General features: G+C 72.2%; 19 protein-coding genes and 2 pseudogenes. 11 read left to right on the top strand and 10 right to left on the bottom strand.

Going from position 1 to position 18,815, the window contains the following annotated elements:
• Positions 1 to 24: 24 nt before the first annotated feature.
• A complete protein-coding gene (locus tag ACZ8ZB_RS04630; RefSeq protein WP_470736439.1) occupies positions 25 to 687 on the bottom strand; it encodes a DUF305 domain-containing protein in 663 nt (220 codons plus the stop codon).
• Positions 688 to 878: 191 nt separating this feature from the next.
• Here ACZ8ZB_RS04630 and ACZ8ZB_RS04625 point away from each other — a divergent pair, with 191 nt between their 5' ends.
• Positions 879 to 2,381, top strand: coding sequence for an LVIVD repeat-containing protein (locus ACZ8ZB_RS04625; protein ID WP_470736438.1), 1,503 nt, complete (start codon positions 879 to 881; stop codon positions 2,379 to 2,381).
• Here the strand turns inward: ACZ8ZB_RS04625 and ACZ8ZB_RS04620 are convergent.
• The 4 genes and pseudogenes from ACZ8ZB_RS04620 to ACZ8ZB_RS04605 all read right to left on the bottom strand — a co-directional run bounded on the left by ACZ8ZB_RS04620 (position 2,369) and on the right by ACZ8ZB_RS04605 (position 4,974).
• A complete protein-coding gene (locus ACZ8ZB_RS04620) occupies positions 2,369 to 3,046 on the bottom strand; it encodes a TetR/AcrR family transcriptional regulator (protein WP_470736437.1) in 678 nt (225 codons plus the stop codon). The genes ACZ8ZB_RS04625 and ACZ8ZB_RS04620 overlap by 13 nt on opposite strands.
• Before the next feature lie 147 nt (positions 3,047 to 3,193).
• Entirely contained in the window at positions 3,194 to 3,904 is a 711-nt protein-coding gene (locus ACZ8ZB_RS04615; protein ID WP_470736436.1) for a phosphatase PAP2 family protein, read from the bottom strand.
• Positions 3,905 to 4,180: 276 nt separating this feature from the next.
• A pseudogene (locus ACZ8ZB_RS04610) lies at positions 4,181 to 4,321 on the bottom strand (M56 family peptidase); the annotation flags it as partial.
• A gap of 104 nt (positions 4,322 to 4,425) precedes the next feature.
• Positions 4,426 to 4,974 (bottom strand): DUF5134 domain-containing protein, encoded by a 549-nt coding sequence (locus tag ACZ8ZB_RS04605; protein WP_470736435.1) that lies wholly within the window; start codon positions 4,972 to 4,974, stop codon positions 4,426 to 4,428.
• A 146-nt stretch (positions 4,975 to 5,120) separates the two neighbouring features.
• Between ACZ8ZB_RS04605 and ACZ8ZB_RS04600 the strand changes: the two are divergent.
• Together ACZ8ZB_RS04600 and ACZ8ZB_RS04595 are read left to right on the top strand one after the other, a co-directional pair.
• Positions 5,121 to 6,413 (top strand): annotated as a pseudogene (locus tag ACZ8ZB_RS04600) (FUSC family protein); the annotation flags it as partial.
• Between the two features lie 257 nt (positions 6,414 to 6,670).
• Positions 6,671 to 7,390: a MarR family winged helix-turn-helix transcriptional regulator gene (locus tag ACZ8ZB_RS04595; protein ID WP_470736434.1), complete on the top strand. Its 720-nt coding sequence runs from the start codon at positions 6,671 to 6,673 to the stop codon at positions 7,388 to 7,390.
• A 22-nt stretch (positions 7,391 to 7,412) separates the two neighbouring features.
• Here the strand turns inward: ACZ8ZB_RS04595 and ACZ8ZB_RS04590 are convergent, their stop codons facing one another.
• Positions 7,413 to 8,177, bottom strand: a complete 765-nt coding sequence (locus ACZ8ZB_RS04590; RefSeq protein WP_470736433.1) for a VOC family protein — start codon at positions 8,175 to 8,177, stop codon at positions 7,413 to 7,415.
• 92 nt (positions 8,178 to 8,269) lie between these two features.
• Complete coding sequence (locus ACZ8ZB_RS04585; protein ID WP_470736432.1) at positions 8,270 to 8,674, bottom strand: VOC family protein; 405 nt, start codon at positions 8,672 to 8,674, stop codon at positions 8,270 to 8,272.
• An 81-nt stretch (positions 8,675 to 8,755) separates the two neighbouring features.
• Here ACZ8ZB_RS04585 and ACZ8ZB_RS04580 point away from each other — a divergent pair, with 81 nt between their 5' ends.
• Positions 8,756 to 9,298, top strand: a complete 543-nt coding sequence (locus ACZ8ZB_RS04580) for a GNAT family N-acetyltransferase (RefSeq protein WP_470736431.1) — start codon at positions 8,756 to 8,758, stop codon at positions 9,296 to 9,298.
• Between the two features lie 4 nt (positions 9,299 to 9,302).
• Here ACZ8ZB_RS04580 and ACZ8ZB_RS04575 read toward each other — a convergent pair whose 3' ends face one another.
• Complete coding sequence (locus ACZ8ZB_RS04575) at positions 9,303 to 9,986, bottom strand: glycerophosphodiester phosphodiesterase (RefSeq protein WP_470736430.1); 684 nt, start codon at positions 9,984 to 9,986, stop codon at positions 9,303 to 9,305.
• Positions 9,987 to 10,239: 253 nt separating this feature from the next.
• On the opposite strand from ACZ8ZB_RS04575, the gene ACZ8ZB_RS04570 reads away from it, so the two are divergent.
• The 5 genes from ACZ8ZB_RS04570 (at position 10,240) to ACZ8ZB_RS04550 (ending at position 15,509) form a co-directional block, all read left to right on the top strand.
• Positions 10,240 to 11,637, top strand: coding sequence for a DUF6421 family protein (locus ACZ8ZB_RS04570; protein ID WP_470736429.1), 1,398 nt, complete (start codon positions 10,240 to 10,242; stop codon positions 11,635 to 11,637).
• Positions 11,638 to 11,681: 44 nt separating this feature from the next.
• Positions 11,682 to 12,428 carry an SDR family NAD(P)-dependent oxidoreductase gene (locus ACZ8ZB_RS04565; protein ID WP_470741419.1) on the top strand — a complete coding sequence of 249 codons (747 nt, stop codon included), beginning with the start codon at positions 11,682 to 11,684 and terminating at the stop codon, positions 12,426 to 12,428.
• Entirely contained in the window at positions 12,425 to 13,495 is a 1,071-nt protein-coding gene (locus tag ACZ8ZB_RS04560; RefSeq protein WP_470736428.1) for a threonine aldolase family protein, read from the top strand. Before ACZ8ZB_RS04565 ends, ACZ8ZB_RS04560 begins: the two co-directional genes overlap by 4 nt.
• A gap of 75 nt (positions 13,496 to 13,570) precedes the next feature.
• Complete coding sequence (locus tag ACZ8ZB_RS04555) at positions 13,571 to 14,143, top strand: transglutaminase-like domain-containing protein (protein WP_470736427.1); 573 nt, start codon at positions 13,571 to 13,573, stop codon at positions 14,141 to 14,143.
• 184 nt (positions 14,144 to 14,327) lie between these two features.
• Positions 14,328 to 15,509, top strand: coding sequence for a hypothetical protein (locus ACZ8ZB_RS04550; RefSeq protein WP_470736426.1), 1,182 nt, complete (start codon positions 14,328 to 14,330; stop codon positions 15,507 to 15,509).
• 22 nt (positions 15,510 to 15,531) lie between these two features.
• Here the strand turns inward: ACZ8ZB_RS04550 and ACZ8ZB_RS04545 are convergent, their stop codons facing one another.
• Positions 15,532 to 16,551 carry a hypothetical protein gene (locus ACZ8ZB_RS04545; RefSeq protein ID WP_470736425.1) on the bottom strand — a complete coding sequence of 340 codons (1,020 nt, stop codon included), beginning with the start codon at positions 16,549 to 16,551 and terminating at the stop codon, positions 15,532 to 15,534.
• 107 nt (positions 16,552 to 16,658) lie between these two features.
• A complete protein-coding gene (locus ACZ8ZB_RS04540) occupies positions 16,659 to 17,387 on the bottom strand; it encodes a lysophospholipid acyltransferase family protein (protein WP_470736424.1) in 729 nt (242 codons plus the stop codon).
• A 225-nt stretch (positions 17,388 to 17,612) separates the two neighbouring features.
• Between ACZ8ZB_RS04540 and ACZ8ZB_RS04535 the strand changes: the two genes are divergently transcribed.
• Together ACZ8ZB_RS04535 and ACZ8ZB_RS04530 are read left to right on the top strand one after the other, a co-directional pair.
• Positions 17,613 to 18,002: a thioredoxin family protein gene (locus ACZ8ZB_RS04535; RefSeq protein WP_470741418.1), complete on the top strand. Its 390-nt coding sequence runs from the start codon at positions 17,613 to 17,615 to the stop codon at positions 18,000 to 18,002.
• A gap of 212 nt (positions 18,003 to 18,214) precedes the next feature.
• On the top strand, positions 18,215 to 18,724 hold the full coding sequence (locus tag ACZ8ZB_RS04530) for a flavin reductase family protein (protein WP_470736423.1): 510 nt from the start codon (positions 18,215 to 18,217) through the stop codon (positions 18,722 to 18,724).
• Positions 18,725 to 18,815: the final 91 nt, after the last annotated feature.

Raw genomic sequence — 18,815 nt, 5'->3', positions numbered from 1 at the left:
GCCGGGGCGGCGTGCGGCGCACCGTCACATCAGATCGCGCATCCGGCTGATCTCGCTGGTCTGCTGGGCCACCACGTCGTCCGCCATCTCCTCCATCACGATGTTGTTGCCCTGCCCCTTCAGCTCGGTGGCCATGGTGATCGCCCCCTGGTGATGGGTGATCATCAAGGTGAGGAAGAGCTGGTCGAAGGCCTTTCCGTCGGCCGCGCGCAACTGCTCCAGCTGGGTCTGCGTGGCCATCCCGGGCATCGTCGCGTGGTCGTGTCCGTGCCCGTCGTCCCGCTCCGCCTCGTCGTGGCTCCTCAGCCAGCCCTTCATGGCCTTGATCTCCGGCTGCTGCGCGGCGGCGATGCGCTCGGCCAGCTTGACGATCTTCGGCGACCCGGCGCGGTCCGGCACCAGTTCGGTCATCTCCAGGGCCTGCGCGTGGTGCCGGATCATCATCCGCGCGTAGGAGACGTCCGCCGAGTTGGGGGAGTCGTCCTCGACGCGCTGCCGCTGGGCCTCCTCGGCCGACAGGGTCCGGTTGGCCTCCCCGGGCTCGCCCGGCGCGATGACCGAAGGCCCGCCCCCGGCGGCCGATCCGGTCTCGTCCGTGCCGGAGTCGCAGCCCACGAGCCCGAGTGCGGCCAGGGCGGTCAGCCCGGCCGTGACGACGGACACGCGTGACACACGGCGGTAGTGCACAAGGACCTCCTGTGGCTGGCAGGTTGCAGGACACCTCGTGAGTGTCGACGACCGTCCTAGCACGCTTCCGCACGGCGGTGATCGAAAAACTTCATTGCAAGTGTGTTGCCCCCTGTCGGTATGAGCATGTCCACGACGATACTGCCGGTGCGAAAACCGTTCCGAGGCGAACGGAACCAGGGAGGAAAACAGTGATCCTGTTGAGCGTTTCCCGAACCCGGCGCAGACGCCTGGGAGTTGCCGCGGCGGCCGGCGGGCTGCTGGCCGCACTGCTCACCGCCGCGCCGGCCGCGGCGATCCCCGACCCCGGGGACTCGCCGGCCGCGGAGAAGGAGGTCCCGCGCAGCGCCCAGGCCGAGGCGCGCGAGGCCATCCGAAGCGGCGAGATACCCGGCCAGGACGAGATCGTCCACTCCGACAACATCCGGCACGTGGCCCACGTCCCCAAGGACGCGCTGCCCGGCACCAACTCGGACCTGGCCTTCCAGGGCCGGTACGCCTTCGCGGGCAATTACGACGGCTTCCGCATCTTCGACATCAGCAACCCGAAGGCGCCGAAGACGGTGGCCCAGGTGCTGTGCCCCGGCTCGCAGAACGACATCTCCGTCTCCGGCGACCTGCTGTTCCTGTCCACCGACTCCTCGCGCAGCGACAGCAGTTGCAACAGCACCACGCAGCCGGCGACCGAGAAGTCCTCGTGGGAGGGGATGAAGGTCTTCGACATCAGCGACAAGCGCAACCCGCGCTACGTCGCCGCCGTCGAGACCGCCTGCGGCTCGCACACCCACACGCTGGTGCCCGAGCGCAAGAACGTCTACGTCTACGTCTCCTCCTACTCGCCGAACGCGGCCTACCCCGACTGCCAGCCGCCGCACGACGGCATCTCGGTGATCAAGGTGCCGCGCAAGGCCCCGCACAAGGCGGCACTGGTCGGTTTCCCGGTGCTGTTCCCGGGTGAGGGCCCGGACGGCGGCGGCAACCCCGGCGCTCCCACCAACCCGGGCGTCTCCAAGACCACCGGCTGCCACGACATCACCGTGCTGCCGTCGAAGGACCTGGCCGCCGGCGCCTGCATGGGCGACGGCATCCTGTTCTCCATCAAGGACCCCGAGCGGCCCAAGGTGATCGACCGGGTGCAGGACAACGTCAACTTCGCGTTCTGGCACTCGGCGACCTTCAACCAGAAGGCGAACAAGGTCGTCTTCACCGACGAGCTGGGCGGCGGTGGCGGCGCCACCTGCAACGCGGAGATCGGCCCGAACCGCGGCGCGGACGGCATCTACGACATCGTCGGCAAGGGCGACCGGCAGAAGCTCGTCTTCCGCAGCTACTTCAAGATCCCCCGTCACCAGGCGGACACCGAGAACTGCGTGGCCCACAACGGCTCGCTGATCCCGGTCAAGGGCAAGGACCTGATGGTCCAGGCCTGGTACCAGGGCGGCGTCTCCGTCTGGGACTTCACCGACTCCTCGAAGCCGAAGGAGATCGCCTACTTCGAGCGCGGTCCGCTGAGCACGGAGCAGCTCGTCACCGGCGGCTCCTGGTCGGCGTACTACTACAACGGCTACATCTACTCGAACGACATGGCCAAGGGCTTCGACGTCCTGAGGATCGACGACCGGCGCACGGACCCGGCCCGCCGGGTCCACCTGCGTGAGCTCAACGTGCAGACCCAGCCGGACTACTTCGACTGAGCGTCCGGCTCCGTGGCGAAGAACCGGGACATGTCCGTCCGGTCCTTCCCGCACGTCCCGCCGGGCACCTCGGTGTCCGGCGGGACGCCCATCTCCCAGGCGAGCCGGTAGCGCTTGAACAGCTCCGCGCGCAGCACCGGGAGCGGCATGGGCGCGCCCGGCATCAGGGCGGCGTACACGGCGCCCATCAGCAGGGCGCGCAGCATCGGGTAGTCCGCGTCGACGTCGTGGGAGCCGTGCCGGGCGACGGTGTCGCCCAGCAGTTCGGCCAGCCGCCGCTGCTCGGGGCAGGGCAGGAACCCCTCGGCCTGCAGCAGTCCGGCCATGTGCTGACGCATCAGCACCGGCCGGTCCCGCGCCAGGCCCAGGATCGCGTCGATGGCCCGTGCCATCCGCTCCCGGCCGTCCTCGGTGCGCGGCTCCCGCTCCAGGGCCTCCTCCAGGGTGCGGTGCATCAGCCGGTGCACGGCGGACTGCACCAGCTGGCGTTTTCCCGGGAAGTAGTACGACACCAGACCCCGTGCGGAGCCCGCCCGGTCGGCGATGTCGCCCAGCGTCGTCGCCTCGTACCCGTGCTCGTCGACCAACTCCACGGCGGCGTGCAGAAGCCGCTCCTTCGAACGCCTCCGCAACTCTTCATTGACCAGGGCGCTGCGCGGGGACATGCTGGACTCCTGCGTTGACTGGCTGCCAGCCAACTATACTCAGCGCATCCGGTGAGGCCCCTTGGCGGGTCTTTCCGGGGTGCCGTTCACCTCGGGCGACGCGGGGGATCGTCCGAGGTGAACGGTCTTGGACGCGGGAAAGCGGCCTCAGGCCATCGGTTGCGGGGCGCCCGGACTCACCGGTGCGCCGGGACGGCGCCGCCGGTGGATCCCCACGGCCACGACGACCACCAGGGCGCCGATCAGCCAGCCGCCGAGGACGTCCGTCGGCCAGTGGACGCCGAGCCAGACCCGGGTGAGGCCGACGCCGGTCACCGAGAGGGCCGCCACGAGCAGCGCCGTGCGCCACAGGACGCGCCCCGCCCCGTGGCGGCGCAGCAACCACAGCAGCAGGCCGCAGACGACGGTCGCGGTCATGGCGTGCCCCGACGGGAACGCCGCGTAGTGCGCGGAGTCCACCGGGTCGGGCCAGACCGGGCGGGCGCGGTCCAGTGCGGCCTTCAGTCCCTGCTGCACCGCCGTCCCGGCGGCGACCGTCAGCACCAGCCAGAGCGCCGTCCACGAGTCCGCGTACCGCCGGACCAGCAGCACCGCCGCCACCCCGCACAGCACCCGCATCGTCCACGGGTCCCAGACCCAGTCCGTCAGCACGCGGGACGTCTGCGTCAGCCCCCGCTCCTCGACCGCCCAGCGGTGAGTGGTCCGGGCGATGTCGGCGTCCAGCTCGAGCAGCGGACGCCACTCCACGCCGACCAGCGTCAGCAGCAGCGCCGAGCAGAGCGCGAGCACCCCGGTGAACAGGGCGGCCGGGCGGTGCTCCGGTGGTCTGGACGGGGATGCGGCGTGGGGGGTGCGCATGAGGCGATCCTTGCTGAACGCCGGCGTCCGGTGCCAGTGCCCCGTCCCCGCCGGGCTTTTTCGGGCCCGTGTCAGCCCCTTTCAGGACGTGCGTCTGCCCTTCCTGGGCTCGCGCACTCCTCCCCGGGCTCGCGCGGGACCCTCCGGACCCGTGCCGGCCCTTTCCGGAGCTGCGCGGCTCCCGCTCCAGGGCCTGCGCCGGCCTTGCGGTCCAGCGTCTGCTTCCTGGCCCGCCCGCCCCCCGGGGCCGCGTCCGGCCTTCTTCGACCGGGTTCGTAGTGCCGCCGCGATCACGCACTGCCACGTCCGCAGCGCCACCACCGGTTCACGGTCCGGCCGGTCGGCCCGGGCGAGCAGCCGGGGACCCGTGACAGCGGTCGGGACGCCGAGCAGCAGCAGGACCGCGGGGAGGATCATGCGTGCAGCCCATGAGCGCGGGCCGCCTCAGGGCACGGCCGGACGGGCCGAAGCGACGCGGCCAACGGTCCCGCGCGGTCGCCGCCGCACCGTGCGTCCCGCCCTCACATCGCCGGCAGCATCGCCACCATCGCGATCCCCATGGAGAGCCGGCAGGCCCGCGCCAGCTCCGGCCGGTCGCCCCAGCCGGCCTCCCGGCCGCCCCCCGCCACGGCGGTCACGGGCACCAGCCGTACGCCGGTGACGAGCACGTACACGACGAAGTAGAGCAGCAGGGCGCCGGTCAGCAGGGGGATGCCCGAGCCGCCGTGCCCGTGCCCCTCCCCGGTGGAGGCGGCCATGGTCACCGCCATGTACACCATCGCCCCGACGCCCACCAGATGATGCAGGTGCCGCACGCCGGTGCGGGCCGCCCACAACGCGTGCAGCCCGGCCGCGCCGAACACCACCGCGAGGGCCGGCCAGGCCCACGCGGGCGGGCTGAACACCGCCGCGGGCACGGCCATCACGGCCATGCCGAAACCCATGAGCGCCTCGCCGCCCGCGGCGCGGCGCTGCTCCGTCACATGGCTGCGCATGCGCAGCAGACAGTAGGCGCCGGTCGCCGCGCAGAGCGCGACCAGCAGCCAGCCGGACGACGCCGGTCCGTGCACCCGAACCTCCCCTCGGCCCGTTCGACGGTCGGTCAGGGCATGCCCGGCCCCTGCGGCGGGCACCCGAGCGCACGGAAGTGCGGGGGGAGCGTCCGGGGGAGCGCGGCGGGACGGACCCATATTTTTCACGAGTAAAATACTTGCTAATGTTGTTCTCCATGCGCAGTACCACCCCCACCGTCCCGAAGGCCGTCCGGCGTCTCCCGCTCGCCGCCCCGCTGCGCCTCGGACGGCCTTCCGACATCTGGTTCAAGCCCGCCCTCAGCGTCGTCGCCGCGGTCGCGCCGCCCAATCTGCTCCTGGTGGCCCTCGGCAGGCTCGACCTCGCCATGTACACCATGGCGGGGTCCCTGTGCGCCCTCTACGCCCACAACCGCCCGTACGCCGCCCGGGCCAAGGCGCTGGTGTGGGTGGTGCTCGGCATGCTCGCCGGCCTCGCCGTGGCCCTGGTCGCCGCCTCGCTCACCACGAACGCCGTCGTCCTGGTCGCCGTCGGCTCCGTCCTGGCCGCCGTGCAGAAGGCGCTGTGCGACGCCACCCGCATCGGCCCGCCCGGCCATGTGATCCTCGTCTTCGTCAGCTCCGCCGCGCTGTTCGTGCCCCAGACCCCCGGACAGGTCCCCGGTCACCTCGCGCTCGCCGCCGCGGCGGGCGTGTGGGCCTGGCTGGTCGGCATGGCGCCCGTGCTGCTCCGGCCGCACGGGCCGGAGCGCCGGGCCACCGCCCAGGCCCTGAGGTCCGCCGCGGCGTACGCCGAGACGGCGGACGCCGGGGAGGGCCACCCGCGCGCCCGCGCCGACGCCTACGCCGCCGTCCAGGCCGCGTGGCAGTCGCTGCCGGCCACGGGGAACCGTCCCCCGGCCGTCCGCCGGGGGCTCGAACGGCTCGTGATCCGCGCCGAGGTCGCGCTCGCCGCGCCGGCCGACGTCGACCCCGCACGTCTGCGCGGCTGGGCCCGCGACCTGCGCGGCACCGGCCCGGTCCCGCGCCCCGGCGACCCCCGTGCGGGCGCCGACGAACTCCTGGGCGTGGCCGCGGTGCACGCCGTCGCGCCGCGCTCCCTGTGGAGCAGGCTCGGACCGCTCACCCCGATCGCCGTCCGCACCGCGCTCGGCTGCGCGCTCGCCGGCTACGCCTCCCTGGCTCTCGGCGTCGGCCGCCCCTACTGGGCCCTGGTCACCGCCGCCTCGCTCTACCAGGCCAACATCACCCTCACCTGGAGCCGTACCGTCCAGCGCGTCGTCGGCAACCTCGTCGGCGTCCTGATCTTCGCCGCCGTCGCCCCGGTCGCCCACCTCGGCCCGCTCGCCCTCGTCCTGTGCTGCCTCGCCCTCAATTTCGGCGCCGAGGCGTTCATCAGCCGCAACTACTGGCTCGGCACCGTCTGCGTGACCCCCCTCGCCCTGCTCGTCACCGAGTTCCCCGGCTACCAGCCGACCGGCGAGCTGGTCGCCGACCGCGTCGTGGACACCCTCGTCGGGGCCCTGGTTGGATTCGCCGCGGCCATGGTGGTCACCAACCGCAGGGCGGGGAACCGTGTCGAGGGGGCGCTCACCACCGTCGGCCGTGCCCGTGAGGGCGCCGCCCGTCTGCTGGCCGACCCGCAGGCCGCACCCGCGGCCCTGGACGCCGCCCGCCGCCACCTGGCCGCCGCCCTGGTCGACCTGCGGGCCGCCGCCGACGCCGCGTCCGGCGAGTGGTGGCAGCGCGCCCTGCCCCAGGAGCGGGTCGTGCTCGCCGAGCAGGCGGGACACCGTACGCTCGCGGCGACGGTACGACGCCTGGGGCTGCTACCGGGCACGGGCACGGGCGCGAACACGGAGGACGTACGGCCATGACGGCGACCGAAGGACCAGCGGCGGCCGACGGCGGGGCACCGGCGACGGCCGACGGGGACACGTCAGGACGCTCACGGGACGACACCGTCGCCGCCGTCGTCCGGCAGTGGCGGGCCGTCCACCCCGGCCTCGACACCGGCCCCATGGAGGTCATCGGCCGCATCAACCGCTGCGCCGCACTCCTCCAGCAGGCGGAGGACGCCCCGTTGCGCCGGGAGGGGCTGACCCGCCCGGAGTTCGACCTGCTGGGCGCGCTGCGCCGCACCGGCCACGAGCTGACGCCCGGCGAGCTGGCCCGTGAGACGTTCTCCTCGGGCGCCGCCGTCACCAAACGCCTCAAGCAGCTCAGCGAACGCGGGCTGGTGGAGCGGCGCGGCGACACCCGGGACCGCCGGGTCGCCCACGTCCGTCTCACCGACGCCGGACGCGACCTGGTCGACGGCATCCTGCCCGCGCAGCTCGCCTACGAGACCGCCGTGCTGTCCGGTCTGGACGGCCCGGCACGCGGCGAGCTCGCCGCCCTGCTCGGCGAGCTGCTCGGCCAGCTGGAAGGACGCCTGGGCGCGCTGCGGGCGTGACGGCCGACGGCCCGTCCCCGGCTCACCTCCCGTCCGCCGCCCGGTACACGCCGAACATCGCCCCCTGCGGGTCGCGGAGCACCGCGATGCGCGGCCCCTCCGGGTGCGAGACGGGCTCCATCAGCACCGTGCCCTCCACCGTCGTGGTCGTCACCGCGGCGTCGTCCACGTCGTCCACGGCGAAGTACGGCAGCCAGTGCGCCGGCACCTCGTGCGGGAACTTGTCGCCCATCGTCACCATGCCGCCGAAGTCCGCGCCGTCGACGCCCCACTGCGGGTACCGCCGGGAAGCGTCCACGCTCCAGCCGAACACGGCGGTGTAGAACGACACGGCCTGCCGCGGCGCCCGCGTCATCAGCTCCACCCAGCCCAGGGACCCGGGCACGTTGAACACCCCCGCGCCGGGGAAGGCGTCCGCCTGCCACAGCTGGAAGACGGCGCCGGTGGGATCGGCGGCCACCGCGAAACGGCCGGCGTCGAACACGTCCGTCGGGCCGAGCAGCGGCTGTCCGCCCGCCGCCTCCACCGCGCGGAGGGCGGCCTCGGCGTCGGTCACCGCGAACGACACGCTCCAGGCCACCGGCTGCGACCGCTGATACAGCGGCGTCAGCGCGGCGACCGCCGCGTCACCGAGGTACGCGACCGTGTAGCCGCCCGACTCCTGACGCGGGTCCGCCTCGGGGCGCCAGCCGAACAACCGCGTGTAGAACCGCCGGGCGGACTCCGGATCGGTGGTCCCCAGCTCGACCCAGCAGGGCCCGCCGGTCACCGGTGCGGACTGTCTCATGGCGCTCCCTTCCCTTCCCCCTCAGCACGCTAAGCCCGGTCCCGGGCACCGGCCATCCGGCGTGGAACCGACAGGAGGAGGGAGCATGCTCCCTAGATGCCCGGCCGGTACCGGAGGGGGTGTTCGGCCGGGATCTCGACCAGCACGATCGGTGTGCCGTCCGGGTCCGCGATCCACATCTCGATCAGGCCCCACGGCTCCCGTACCGGGGGACGGACGATGTCGACGCCCCGGGCCGCCAGCTCCTCGTGCGCCGTCGTGACGTCCTCGACCTGGAGCCACAGCCGCACGTCCGGGGACGAGGACGCCGCGGAGGAGGGGTCCGCGCGGCCCGAGAGCTCCAGGAACCCGCCGCCGAGGAAGTAGACGGTGCCGCGTTCCGGGCCGGTGCCGAACTCGCGGTGGACGGCGAGGCCCAGCCGCTCCCCGTAGAAGGCGCGGGAGCGGTCGGGGTCGGTGGGGCGGAGCAGGACGCGGCTGCTCAGTACATGCACCATGCGGCCGAGCGTAGTGGCCGGGTTAGTCTCGTTCCCGCCCGAGCCGCGCCGGAAGGCGCCAGACGAACCGGAGACGTACTCATGGAATCCGCCACCGGCACCGCACCGGCCTTCCGCGACGCGACCGACGCCGACGTGGACGCCCTCGTCGCACTGATCGAGTCGGCGTACCGGGGCGAGTCCAGCCGGGCCGGGTGGACCACCGAGGCGGACATCCTCCAGGGGCAGCGGACCGACCCGGAGGGGGTGCTGGAGGTCATCAAGTCGCCGGACAGCCGGCTGCTCGCGGTGGAGCGCGACGGCCGCGTGGTCGCCTGCTGCCAGCTGGAACACCGCGGCGCGCACGCCTACTTCGGGATGTTCGCGGTCAGTCCCGCCCTCCAGGGCGCCGGGCTGGGCAGGGCGGTCATCGCGGAGGCGGAGCGTCAGGCCCGCGAGACCTGGGGCGTGACCGAGATGCACATGACGGTGATCTCCGTGCGCGAGGACCTGATCGCCTGGTACGAGCGGCGCGGCTACCGCCGTACGGGAGAGACGACTCCCTTCCCGTACGGCGACGAGCGCTTCGGCGTTCCGCTCCGCGACGACCTCCGGTTCGAGCTGCTGGTGAAGAAACTGGTCTGACGACTCACGCCGTGAAACGGCCGGTGCGCTTGATCTCCGGGTAGTCGGTGGTGGCGCCGTCGAGTCCCAGGGCCCGGACCAGTCTGAGGTGGTCCTGGGTGTTCACCACCCAGCCGATGATCCGCAGCCCGGCCTTCCGCGCCTGCTCCACGGTCTCCAGGGTGAGCCGGCGGATGTTGAGGCAGACGGTGGAGGCGCCCGCTCCGACCGCCCGTTCCACGATGCCGGTGTCGTAACGGCTCGCGATGAGCGCCGTACGCACCCCCGGCACCAGGCGAGCGATCTCCGCGACGGCCTCGTCGTGGAACGAGGACACCTCGACCCGGTCGGCCAGGCCCCGCGCGTTCATCACCTCGGCCAGCGCCCGTGCCGCCTGGACGTCCTTGATCTCGGCCTGCAGGGGCGTCCGGACGGCGTCGAGCACCTCCTGAAAGACGGGAATCCGCTCACCCCGCCCGGCGTCCAGGGCGCGCAGCTCGGCGAGGGTCTTGCCGGCGATCGCGCCCGTGCCGTCCGTGGTGCGGTCCACCTCCGTGTCGTGCATGACGACGAGGGCGCCGTCCTTGCTCAGGTGCAGATCGAGTTCGATGACGTCGAGGCCCGCCTCCTGGGCGGCGACGAAGGACCGGAGGGTGTTCTCGGGTTCGACACCCATGACTCCGCGGTGACCGATGGTGAGGAAGTTCAAGATCCGACTCGCTTCCGTCGACGGCGGCGGGGGACCGCGTCCCTACGGCCCTCCTGGACCGTATCGCCTGTGCCCGCCGCGTCCAGAGGCTGAACCCGGATCGCAGGCACCGTCGCTCACCCCCGTGTTCCACAGGAAAAAATGCGGCAGAGGCGGGGGTGGGGCAGGATAATTTCCCGAAGCTCCCCTTGCTGGGAGAAACCTCGTGTGTATACGGTCTCCTTACGCGAGGTTCTCCCGTGGAGGATGGGACATGACGGAAATTCTTGTGCAAGTGGGTGTCGAGGGGCAAGTTCCTTCGGTGACCAGGGTGGTGGAGCACCCGGCATGGCCCGTGCTCAAGGATGCCGTGGAGCGGATCCGGCCCTGGCAGTCCAAGGACGGCTCGATCGACTTCGACGCCGACGGGGCCCCGGAGCGCGCCGACGCCGAGCGCGCGGTGCGCGCCGTGATCGGCGCCGTCGAGGAGCTCTCCCCGCTGCTCCCGCACGACCGCGCCTACCACGAGGCCCTGGCGAAGGACCTGGACCGCTGGGCCGAGGGCGGCTTCGAGGTGCCCGACTTCCTCGACTCGCTGCTGGCCTTCCAGCCGGCCGCGAGCCGCGCGGACGGCCTCCAGCACCTGGTCGTCTTCCCCATGTACACCCAGAACGGCAACCCGGACCGCAACCTCGAGGCGGTCGTGCTGCGCATGGTCTGGCCCGACTGGCTGGCCGAGCTGGAGCGCACCCGCTACGACAACCCGCTGTTCTGCGGCATCACCTTCGAGGACTTCACCTCGGGCTACGACACCAACTCCGCGGTCCTCTTCCCCGAGACCATCGCCGTGCGGGAGGCCCCGGAGCGGTTCACCTGGGGCGGCATCTTCTGTGACCGCGAGGCCGCCCGCTTCCGCCGGGTCACCGCGGCCGCCGTGGACATCCTGGGCCTGGAGCTGCCCGAGGACGTCGCCGCGATGGTGCACGACCAGAAGCGCTGCGAAGAGGCGTTCGTGCTCTGGGACATGGTCCACGACCGCACCCACAGCCATGGCGACCTGCCGTTCGACCCGTTCATGATCAAGCAGCGCCAGCCGTTCTGGATGTACGGCCTGGAGGAGCTGCGCTGCGACCTCACCGCCTTCAAGGAGGCCGTGAAGCTGGCCGGCGACGGCGTCCCGCAGGCCCGTGACGTCCAGGTCGCGGTGCTCTTCGACCGGATGTTCCGCTTCCCGGTCACCGGTGAGCGCGTGCGCAACTACGACGGCCTCGGCGGCCAGCTGCTCTTCGCCTACCTGCACAAGCACGACGTCGTCCGCTGGACCGACAACAAGCTCTCCATCGACTGGGAGCGCGCCCCGCAGGTCACCAACCGGCTGTGCGCCGAGATCGAGACGCTGTACCGCGACGGCATCGACCGCCCCAAGCTCGTCCACTGGTTCGCCGGGTACGAGCTGGTCTCCACCTACCTCTCCCCGCACCCGGGCTCCACGTGGGCCAAGGGCCCCGACGCCCTCGACCTGACGCTGCCGCCGCGCAAGCTCGTGGACGAGGTGCTTCCGGACGAGTTTCCGCTGAGCATGTTCTATGAGGCACTCTCCAAGAAGCTGAAGAACGTGATCGCCTCCACCAAGGGCATCACGGCGGACGGCGCCGAGCGGGCCGCCGCGTGAGCGACGGCACCGACAACCAGGAACAGGCTCGGGAGGCGAGGACCATGGGGAACGGCGCGCTCGACGGTGCGGTGATCGCGGTGGCCGGAGCGGGGGGACCCGCGGGCCGGGCGGCACTGCTCAGGCTGGCCGAGGCGGGAGCGACCGTCGTCGGCTCGGACAACGACCCGGAGCGGCTGGCGGAGGCCGTGGACGCGGCGCGCTACGCGCACGGCGGCGCCACCGTCACCGGTGACACGGTCGACCTGCTCGACCTGGACTCCACCCGCGAGTGGGCCGCCCGCACCGAGAAGGAGTTCGGCCGGGTCGACGGCCTGGTCCACCTCGTCGGCGGCTGGCGCGGCAGCGAGACCTTCACCAAGACCAGCCTGGACGACTGGGACTTCCTGGAACTGCTGCTGGTGCGCACCGTGCAGCACACCTCGCTCGCCTTCCACGAGGCGCTCCAGCGCAGCGACCGCGGCCGGTACGTCCTGATCAGCGCCGCCGGCGCCACCAGGCCCACCGCGGGCAACGCCGCGTACGCGGCCGGCAAGGCCGCCGCCGAGGCGTGGACGCTCGCCATGGCCGACTACTTCCGCAAGGCCGGGGGCGAGCAGGGGCCGACATCGGCGGCTGCCATCCTGGTGGTGAAGGCGCTGGTGCACGACGCGATGCGCGCCGACCGCCCCAACGCGAAGTTCGCGGGCTTCACGGACGTCAAGGACCTGGCCGATGCCATCGTCGGCGTCTGGGACGAGCCCGCCGCGGAAGTGAACGGAAACCGTCTGTGGCTGACCGAGAAGCCGTGAACCCACCGAGGACCGACGCGCGTCGTCATCACGACCCGGACGTCCGCGGTTTCGCCAGCGACAACTACGCCGGGGTCCACCCGGAGGTGCTCGCAGCCCTGGCCGTGGCCAACGGCGGACACCAGGTCGCGTACGGCGAGGACGCGTACACCGAGAACCTCCAACAGGTGGTCCGCAGCCATTTCGGGCCCACCGCCGAGGCGTTCCCGGTCTTCAACGGAACCGGCGCCAACGTCGTCGCGCTCCAGGCGGTCACCGACCGCTGGGGCGCGGTGATCTGCGCCGAGAGCGCCCACATCAACGTGGACGAGGGCGGCGCCCCGGAGCGGGTCGGCGGCATCAAGCTGCTCACCGTGCCCACCCCGGACGGCAAGCTCACCCCCGAGCTGATCGACCGGCAGGCGTACGGCTGGGACGACGAGCACCGGGCGATGCCCCAGGTGGTCTCCCTGACCCAGGCCACCGAGCTGGGCACGGTGTACACCCCGGACGAGATCCGCGCCATCTGCGAGCACGCCCACGCGCACGGCATGAAGGTGCACGTCGACGGCTCCCGGCTGGCCAACGCCGCCGCCACGCTCGACGTGCCGATGCGCACCTTCACCAACGCGGCCGGCGTCGACCTGCTCTCGCTGGGCGGCACCAAGAACGGCGCCCTGTTCGGCGAGGCGGTCGTGGTGCTGAACCCGGACGGCATCCGGCACCTGAAGCACCTGCGCAAGCTGTCCATGCAGCTCGCGTCCAAGATGCGCTTCGTCTCGGTGCAGCTGGAGGCCCTGCTCGCCCGCGACCTGTGGCTGCGCAACGCCCGGCACGCCAACGAGATGGCCCAGCGCCTGGCCGAGGGCGTGCGCGCCGTGCACGGCGTGGAGATCCTCTACCCGGTGCAGGCCAACGCGGTCTTCGCGCGGCTGCCGCACGACGTGAGCGAGCGCCTGCAGAAGCGGTTCCGCTTCTACTTCTGGGACGAGGCGGCCGGCGACGTCCGCTGGATGTGCGCCTACGACACCACCGAGGACGACGTGGACACCTTCGTGGCGGCGCTCAAGGAGGAGATGGCTCGCTAGCAGTGCATGCATAAATATGTGGTCGACTGGAAATGCATTGACTGCCGGTCGGCCGCATACCTATCCTCTGACGGCATGCAGCTGATCCAGGAAACCCCGGACCTCTCCGCTTATCTCGCCGCTGACGAGGCGATCGACCATCACCATCCGCTGGTCCGTGAGACGGCGGCGCGCCTCGCCGCCGGGGCGGCCGACTCGTATGACTATGCGCGGGCGGCCTTCGAATTCGTACGCGACACCATCCCGCACTCCCAGGACTCCGGCGACCTCCGGGTCACCTGGCGCGCCTCCGACGTCCTGGAGCAGGGCACCGGCATCTGCTACGCCAAGTCCCACGCGCTGGCCGCGCTGCTGCGGGCCGAGGACATCCCGACCGCCCTCTGCTATCAGAACCGCGGTGTCGTGCACGGCCTGGTCGCCGTCCGCTTCGACGGCGCTTGGCACCGGCAGGATCCACGGGGCAACAAGCCCGGAGTGGACGCGCGGTTCTCCCTGGACGGTGAGCGCCTGGCCTTCCTTCCCGACGCCGCGTCCGGTGAGACGGACTGTCCCGTCCTGTACGCCGCACCTCATCCGGTCGTGCTGAACGCCCTCAAGGCAGCCCCCGACCGGCCGTACCTGTGGCGGACCCTCCCCACCGCGCTCTGACCCGAGGCGGCCCGGTACTCCTGCGCCGGCCGTGTCCGACGAGGTGTGCGCCCCCGCACCCGGCTTCGCCCGCTCGTCGGGGCCCACCGCCCGGCCGACGGACCGCTGGAGAGGTTCAACCCCGGCGCGCGTCACCGCGCACCCCGTAGCGGGGACGCCCGGAGCGGCCGTTAGTCTGCCACTCATGCGTGACGGGGGACAGGACGAACAGACGGACGCGGAAGCGCGACCGGGGCGCCTCGCCCTGCTGAGACGGCACTGGCTGCTCAGTTCGGCCGTGGCGCTGGTGCTGCTCGCCACCGCGACGGCGGTCCCGCTGACCCTGGTGGACTCCGGAGACGGCCCGCCCTGCCGGGAGGTGCCGGCGTCGACCCGCGCCCTCGCGAAGGACCCGGCCGCCGCCACCCGCGCCCTGGACCCGGGTGACGACATGTCCCGCTTCCCGGCCGTCCGCGAGCTCGTCCGGCACGAGCGTCCGTGCGGCGACGGCGCCGAGGCGCTCGGGGCCGTGGTGGAGGCCGCGACCCGTGCCGCGCGCCCCGGCGCCCCGCACACGGTGGCCCAGGCGCGCGCCGCCTACGCCGTCGTCGCGGCCCTGGACTGGGCCGAGGTACCCGACGGGATGGCTCCCGGCCTGGCGCGTATGCTGGCCGACTACGTGGTGGACGAAGCCCGCCGCCTCTTCCCCTCCGACGACGTGACGGGCCCGGCCGCGACCCCCGAGCAGACGGCACCGGACCGGGAGGGCTGGTCCAGGTACGGCCGTTTCCTCGCCCCCGGAGAGGCGCACGCCGACTTCGAGTACACCGATCCCACCCTCGACGTGCGGGCGGACTCCGACCGCCTCGTCGAGGAACTGGCCCAGAACCCCGAGGCGTTCGCGATTCTTTACGATGCCGAGCGCGCCTACTTCGCCCACTACCTGGAACGGCTCACCTCCCAGGGCGGCGATCCCGATTTCCGCCCCGCGGACGATTCCCGTGACGCTTCCGCCGCCACCGGCTGGCCCGACAACGACCTGGAGAACATCGCCAGGCGGATCGGCGCCCTGATGAGGCACCGCGCGACGCACACCAGGAGTGGTGAGATCCCCGACCTCGTCGCCTTCGACCGGGCCGTACGGCAGCACACGCGCGGTGCCTACCTGCCCGCCGCGCGGCGCCTGACCACCCGTCCGCCCATGGGCGACATCGCCGACCGCCCGGTCTCCGGACAGCTGCGCGGGGAACTCTCCGATGGGCGCGGCCAGTTGTTCACCATGCTCGACGCCTGGATCGAGGCGCGGAACGTGCCCGAAGCGCGAGCGGCGGCCATGGTCCAGATCATCGACAACGCGTATGTGCTGGGGCTCTGGATGAGCTTTTGAGCGGGTTCCGGCGGGCAGCCGGTCACCTCACCAGCAGGCCCGAGCAGTTCCGCCGCTCCATCTGGTCGCGGGCGAACGCCTCCAGCAGCTCCCGCTTGCCGTCCCGCTCCACACCCGGGATCTTGTCCGACCCGCCGACGGCGAAGTGGGCGGCCTCACCGGCGCAGCGGGCGGTCGCGGTCAGGGGGAGGGGCCGCCCCTTGTCGTCGGCGGCGAAACGGCTGCTCCAGTCGCCGTACCAGGCGACGAACGTCAACCGGCGCCCGTCGCCGCCGTCCGCCGCATCTCGGTCGTACAGCAGACAACGGCCCGTAGGCGCGGTGTCGTTGTTTCCGTCTGCTACCCGCCAGCCGCTTTCGTCCGGGAGGCCCACGCGTGTCACCCACCCGCATCCGGTTCCGCCCGCACCGGCGAGCGGAACCGCCTTCGGCTTCTCATCCGGTTCGGCGAGCCCCGCGTCACCTCCGGGAGCGGTCAGCGGCTCGGCGCCGCAACCGAGCCGGTCGGAGACGCCGTTGACAAGCGCCACGGCCGTCTCGTAGACAACCGGGTGACCCCACAGGGTGTCCGTGCCGAACTGTGTGCGCACCAGCAGCTTGCGCGGACGGCCGTCGTCGTCCTTCCCCAGGTCGGGGCAGGGAAGGAGGAACTGCGCGGCACCGAAACGGTCGATGAAGCCGGGCAGGCCCGGCAGCACCGGCGCCTGCGGGAGGGACCCGTTGTCCGGGAAGGCGGTCAGGAACTCCCGGTCCTGCTGGTCCCGTCCGGTATAGGCCTCCGCCCACAGCACCAGGTCGCTGCGCAGGTCGTCACCCTCGAACGACAGCCTGCACTCGTACTCGCCGAGCTCCCGGTGCGTCACCGACTCGGCGTCCTTGAAGTGCGATCCCTTCGTCGCGAGCTGTCGTACCGCGTCCCCCGGCAGCACCCCGTCGCAGGCCGTGCGCACCAGCCACCAGTCCCGAGCGAAGGGCGCGGCGATCCAGCCGCCCAGGCCCACCACCGCCGCGGCCACCACCGCCACCTTGATCCAGCGCCGCATCCTTCGCCCCCGTGAGCAGCCGACAGAACGGAACCGGCGTTCGGGACGCCGGTTCCTCGCTACGCCGGGACCCTATCGACAGCGTGGGGTCGCCCGGGGCGGTGGGGTCAGTGTGCCTCGGCCTCGCGGACCTGCTCCGGGGTCGGGGCCGTGCCGCCGAGGTGGGCCGGCATCCACCAGGTGTCGTCCGGGCCCTTGGGGCGCACCGGGTAGGCGCGCTGCGCCGCCTCCAGCAGCTCCTGCACCCGCTCGCGCAGCTGCCGGGTGATCGCGCCCGCGTACTTGTCCCTGGACGCCTCGACCGCCTCGCCCACGCGGAGGGTGATCGGGGTGTGGCTGCGCCCGAAGTTGCGCGGATGGCCCTTGGTCCACAGCCGCTGCGTGCCCCACACCGCCATCGGGACCAGCGGCACGCCGGCCTCCTGCGCCAGACGCGCGGCACCCGACTTGAAGCTCTTCAGCGTGAACGACTGCGAGATCGTGGCCTCCGGGAAGACGCCCACGATCTCCCCCGACCGCAGCGACCGCAGCGCGTGCTCGTACGCCGCCTCGCCCTGCTCGCGGTCCACCGGGATGTGCTTCATGCCGCGCATCAGCGGACCGGAGATCCGGTGCCGGAAGACCGACTCCTTCGCCATGAAGCGGACGAGCCGCTTCTGGGGGAGCGCCGCCAGGCCGTTGAAGACGAAATCCAGATAGCTGATGTGATTGCTCACCAGTACGGCGCCGCCCGAGCGCGGTATGTTCTCCGACCCCTGGCAGTCGATCTTGAGGTCCCATACCTTGAACAGGGTGCGGGCGAAACCGACGACGGGACGGTAGACGAGTTCTGCCATGGGCGGGTCGGAACCCTTCCTTCTCTGCCTGGGAAGGAAGCTCCCAGTCGAAGTTACGGAGCCGTAGGTTTTACGGCTTGTCGCAGATGGTGCCCGAAGAACGGCCGGTGAACCAGTCCTGACGCCCGTCGGAGGCGAGATTCTCGTCACGTCCACCCCTTGATCCACCTCGGGCTTTACGGCCACGGCCGGGAATGCCCGCGCTCCCGGGAACGCTGGAAGCCGTTGACGGCGAAGACACGACGGGAGCGGCGAGTGCGGGATCGGGACGAGGGGCGGCGGCCCGGAGCGGGGGAGCCGTGGGCCGGGCTGGGAGTCCGGCTGGGGGAGCGCGCCACCCTGGTGCAGTTCTCCAGCGCCTTCTGCGCACCCTGCCGGGCGACCCGGAGGGTGCTCGCCGAGGTGGCCGGTCTGGTGCCGGGCGTGGCCCATGCCGAGATCGACGCCGAGGCCCACCTGGACCTCGTGCGCCGTCTGGAGATCGTCAGGACGCCGACGGTGCTGGTCCTCGACGCCGTCGGCCGGGTCGTGCGGCGTGCGGCCGGGCAGCCGCGCAAGGCCGATGTGATCGCCGCGCTCGGGGAGGCCGTACGAGGGGAGGCCGGGGCGTGGTGAGGCCGGGGCGTGGTGAGGCATCTCCCACATCACGGGACCGGCTTGACGGTGCATGCCACCCGTCGTCAGCCTGGCCCCATGCCTTCGGAACTCCTTCGCCTCCGGCGGGCACCCGGCCGCCCGGCGGCGGCCGCCCTCGCCGCGCGTGTGCGCCGACCGGGTCGGTGAGCAGCCTCGAACCCGTTCGTCACCTCCCGCAGAAGGACAGTTTCATGACGGCCACGTCCGACCTGGGCACCGCCCGGCCCGCCTCGCCCGAGTTGTTGCGCTCCGTCTTCCGCAAGCACGCGGCGGGCGTCGCCGTGATCACCGCGCGCGGCCGGTCCGGCCCGGCCGGCTTCACCGCCACCTCCCTCGCCTCCGTCTCCGCCGAGCCTCCGATGCTGTCCTTCGGCGTCGGCAGCAAGAGCTCCAGCTGGCCCGTGATCGCGACGGGCGAGCACGTCGGCGTGCACCTCCTCGGGGAACACCAGCAGGAACTCGCGGAGACGTTCGCGCGCAGCGGCGCCGACCGCTTCGGCCCGGCCACCGCCTGGCGGGAGGGTCCGGAGGGAGTCCCCGTACTGGACGACGTGCCGGCCTGGATGGTGTGCAGGGTGGTGGCCCGGGTGCCCGCCGGCGACCACCGGATCGTGATCGCCGAGGTCCTGCTCGGCGACCCCACGGGCCACGGCCGTCCGCTCCTCTATCACCAGGGACGCTTCAACGGTCTGCGCGACTGAGCCGGGGTTCCCCTGGTCGCGGGCCCGTCGAGTTCCGGTTACGCTGCGTTGCGAAGGTCACAGTTCAAAGCGCTTGCTTAGCGGGAAGGAA

It is taken from the genome of Streptomyces sp. 12E (assembly GCF_055633275.1).
The sequence above is the reverse complement of the archived record's forward strand: the minus strand, read 5'-3'. Positions and strand labels throughout refer to the sequence as shown.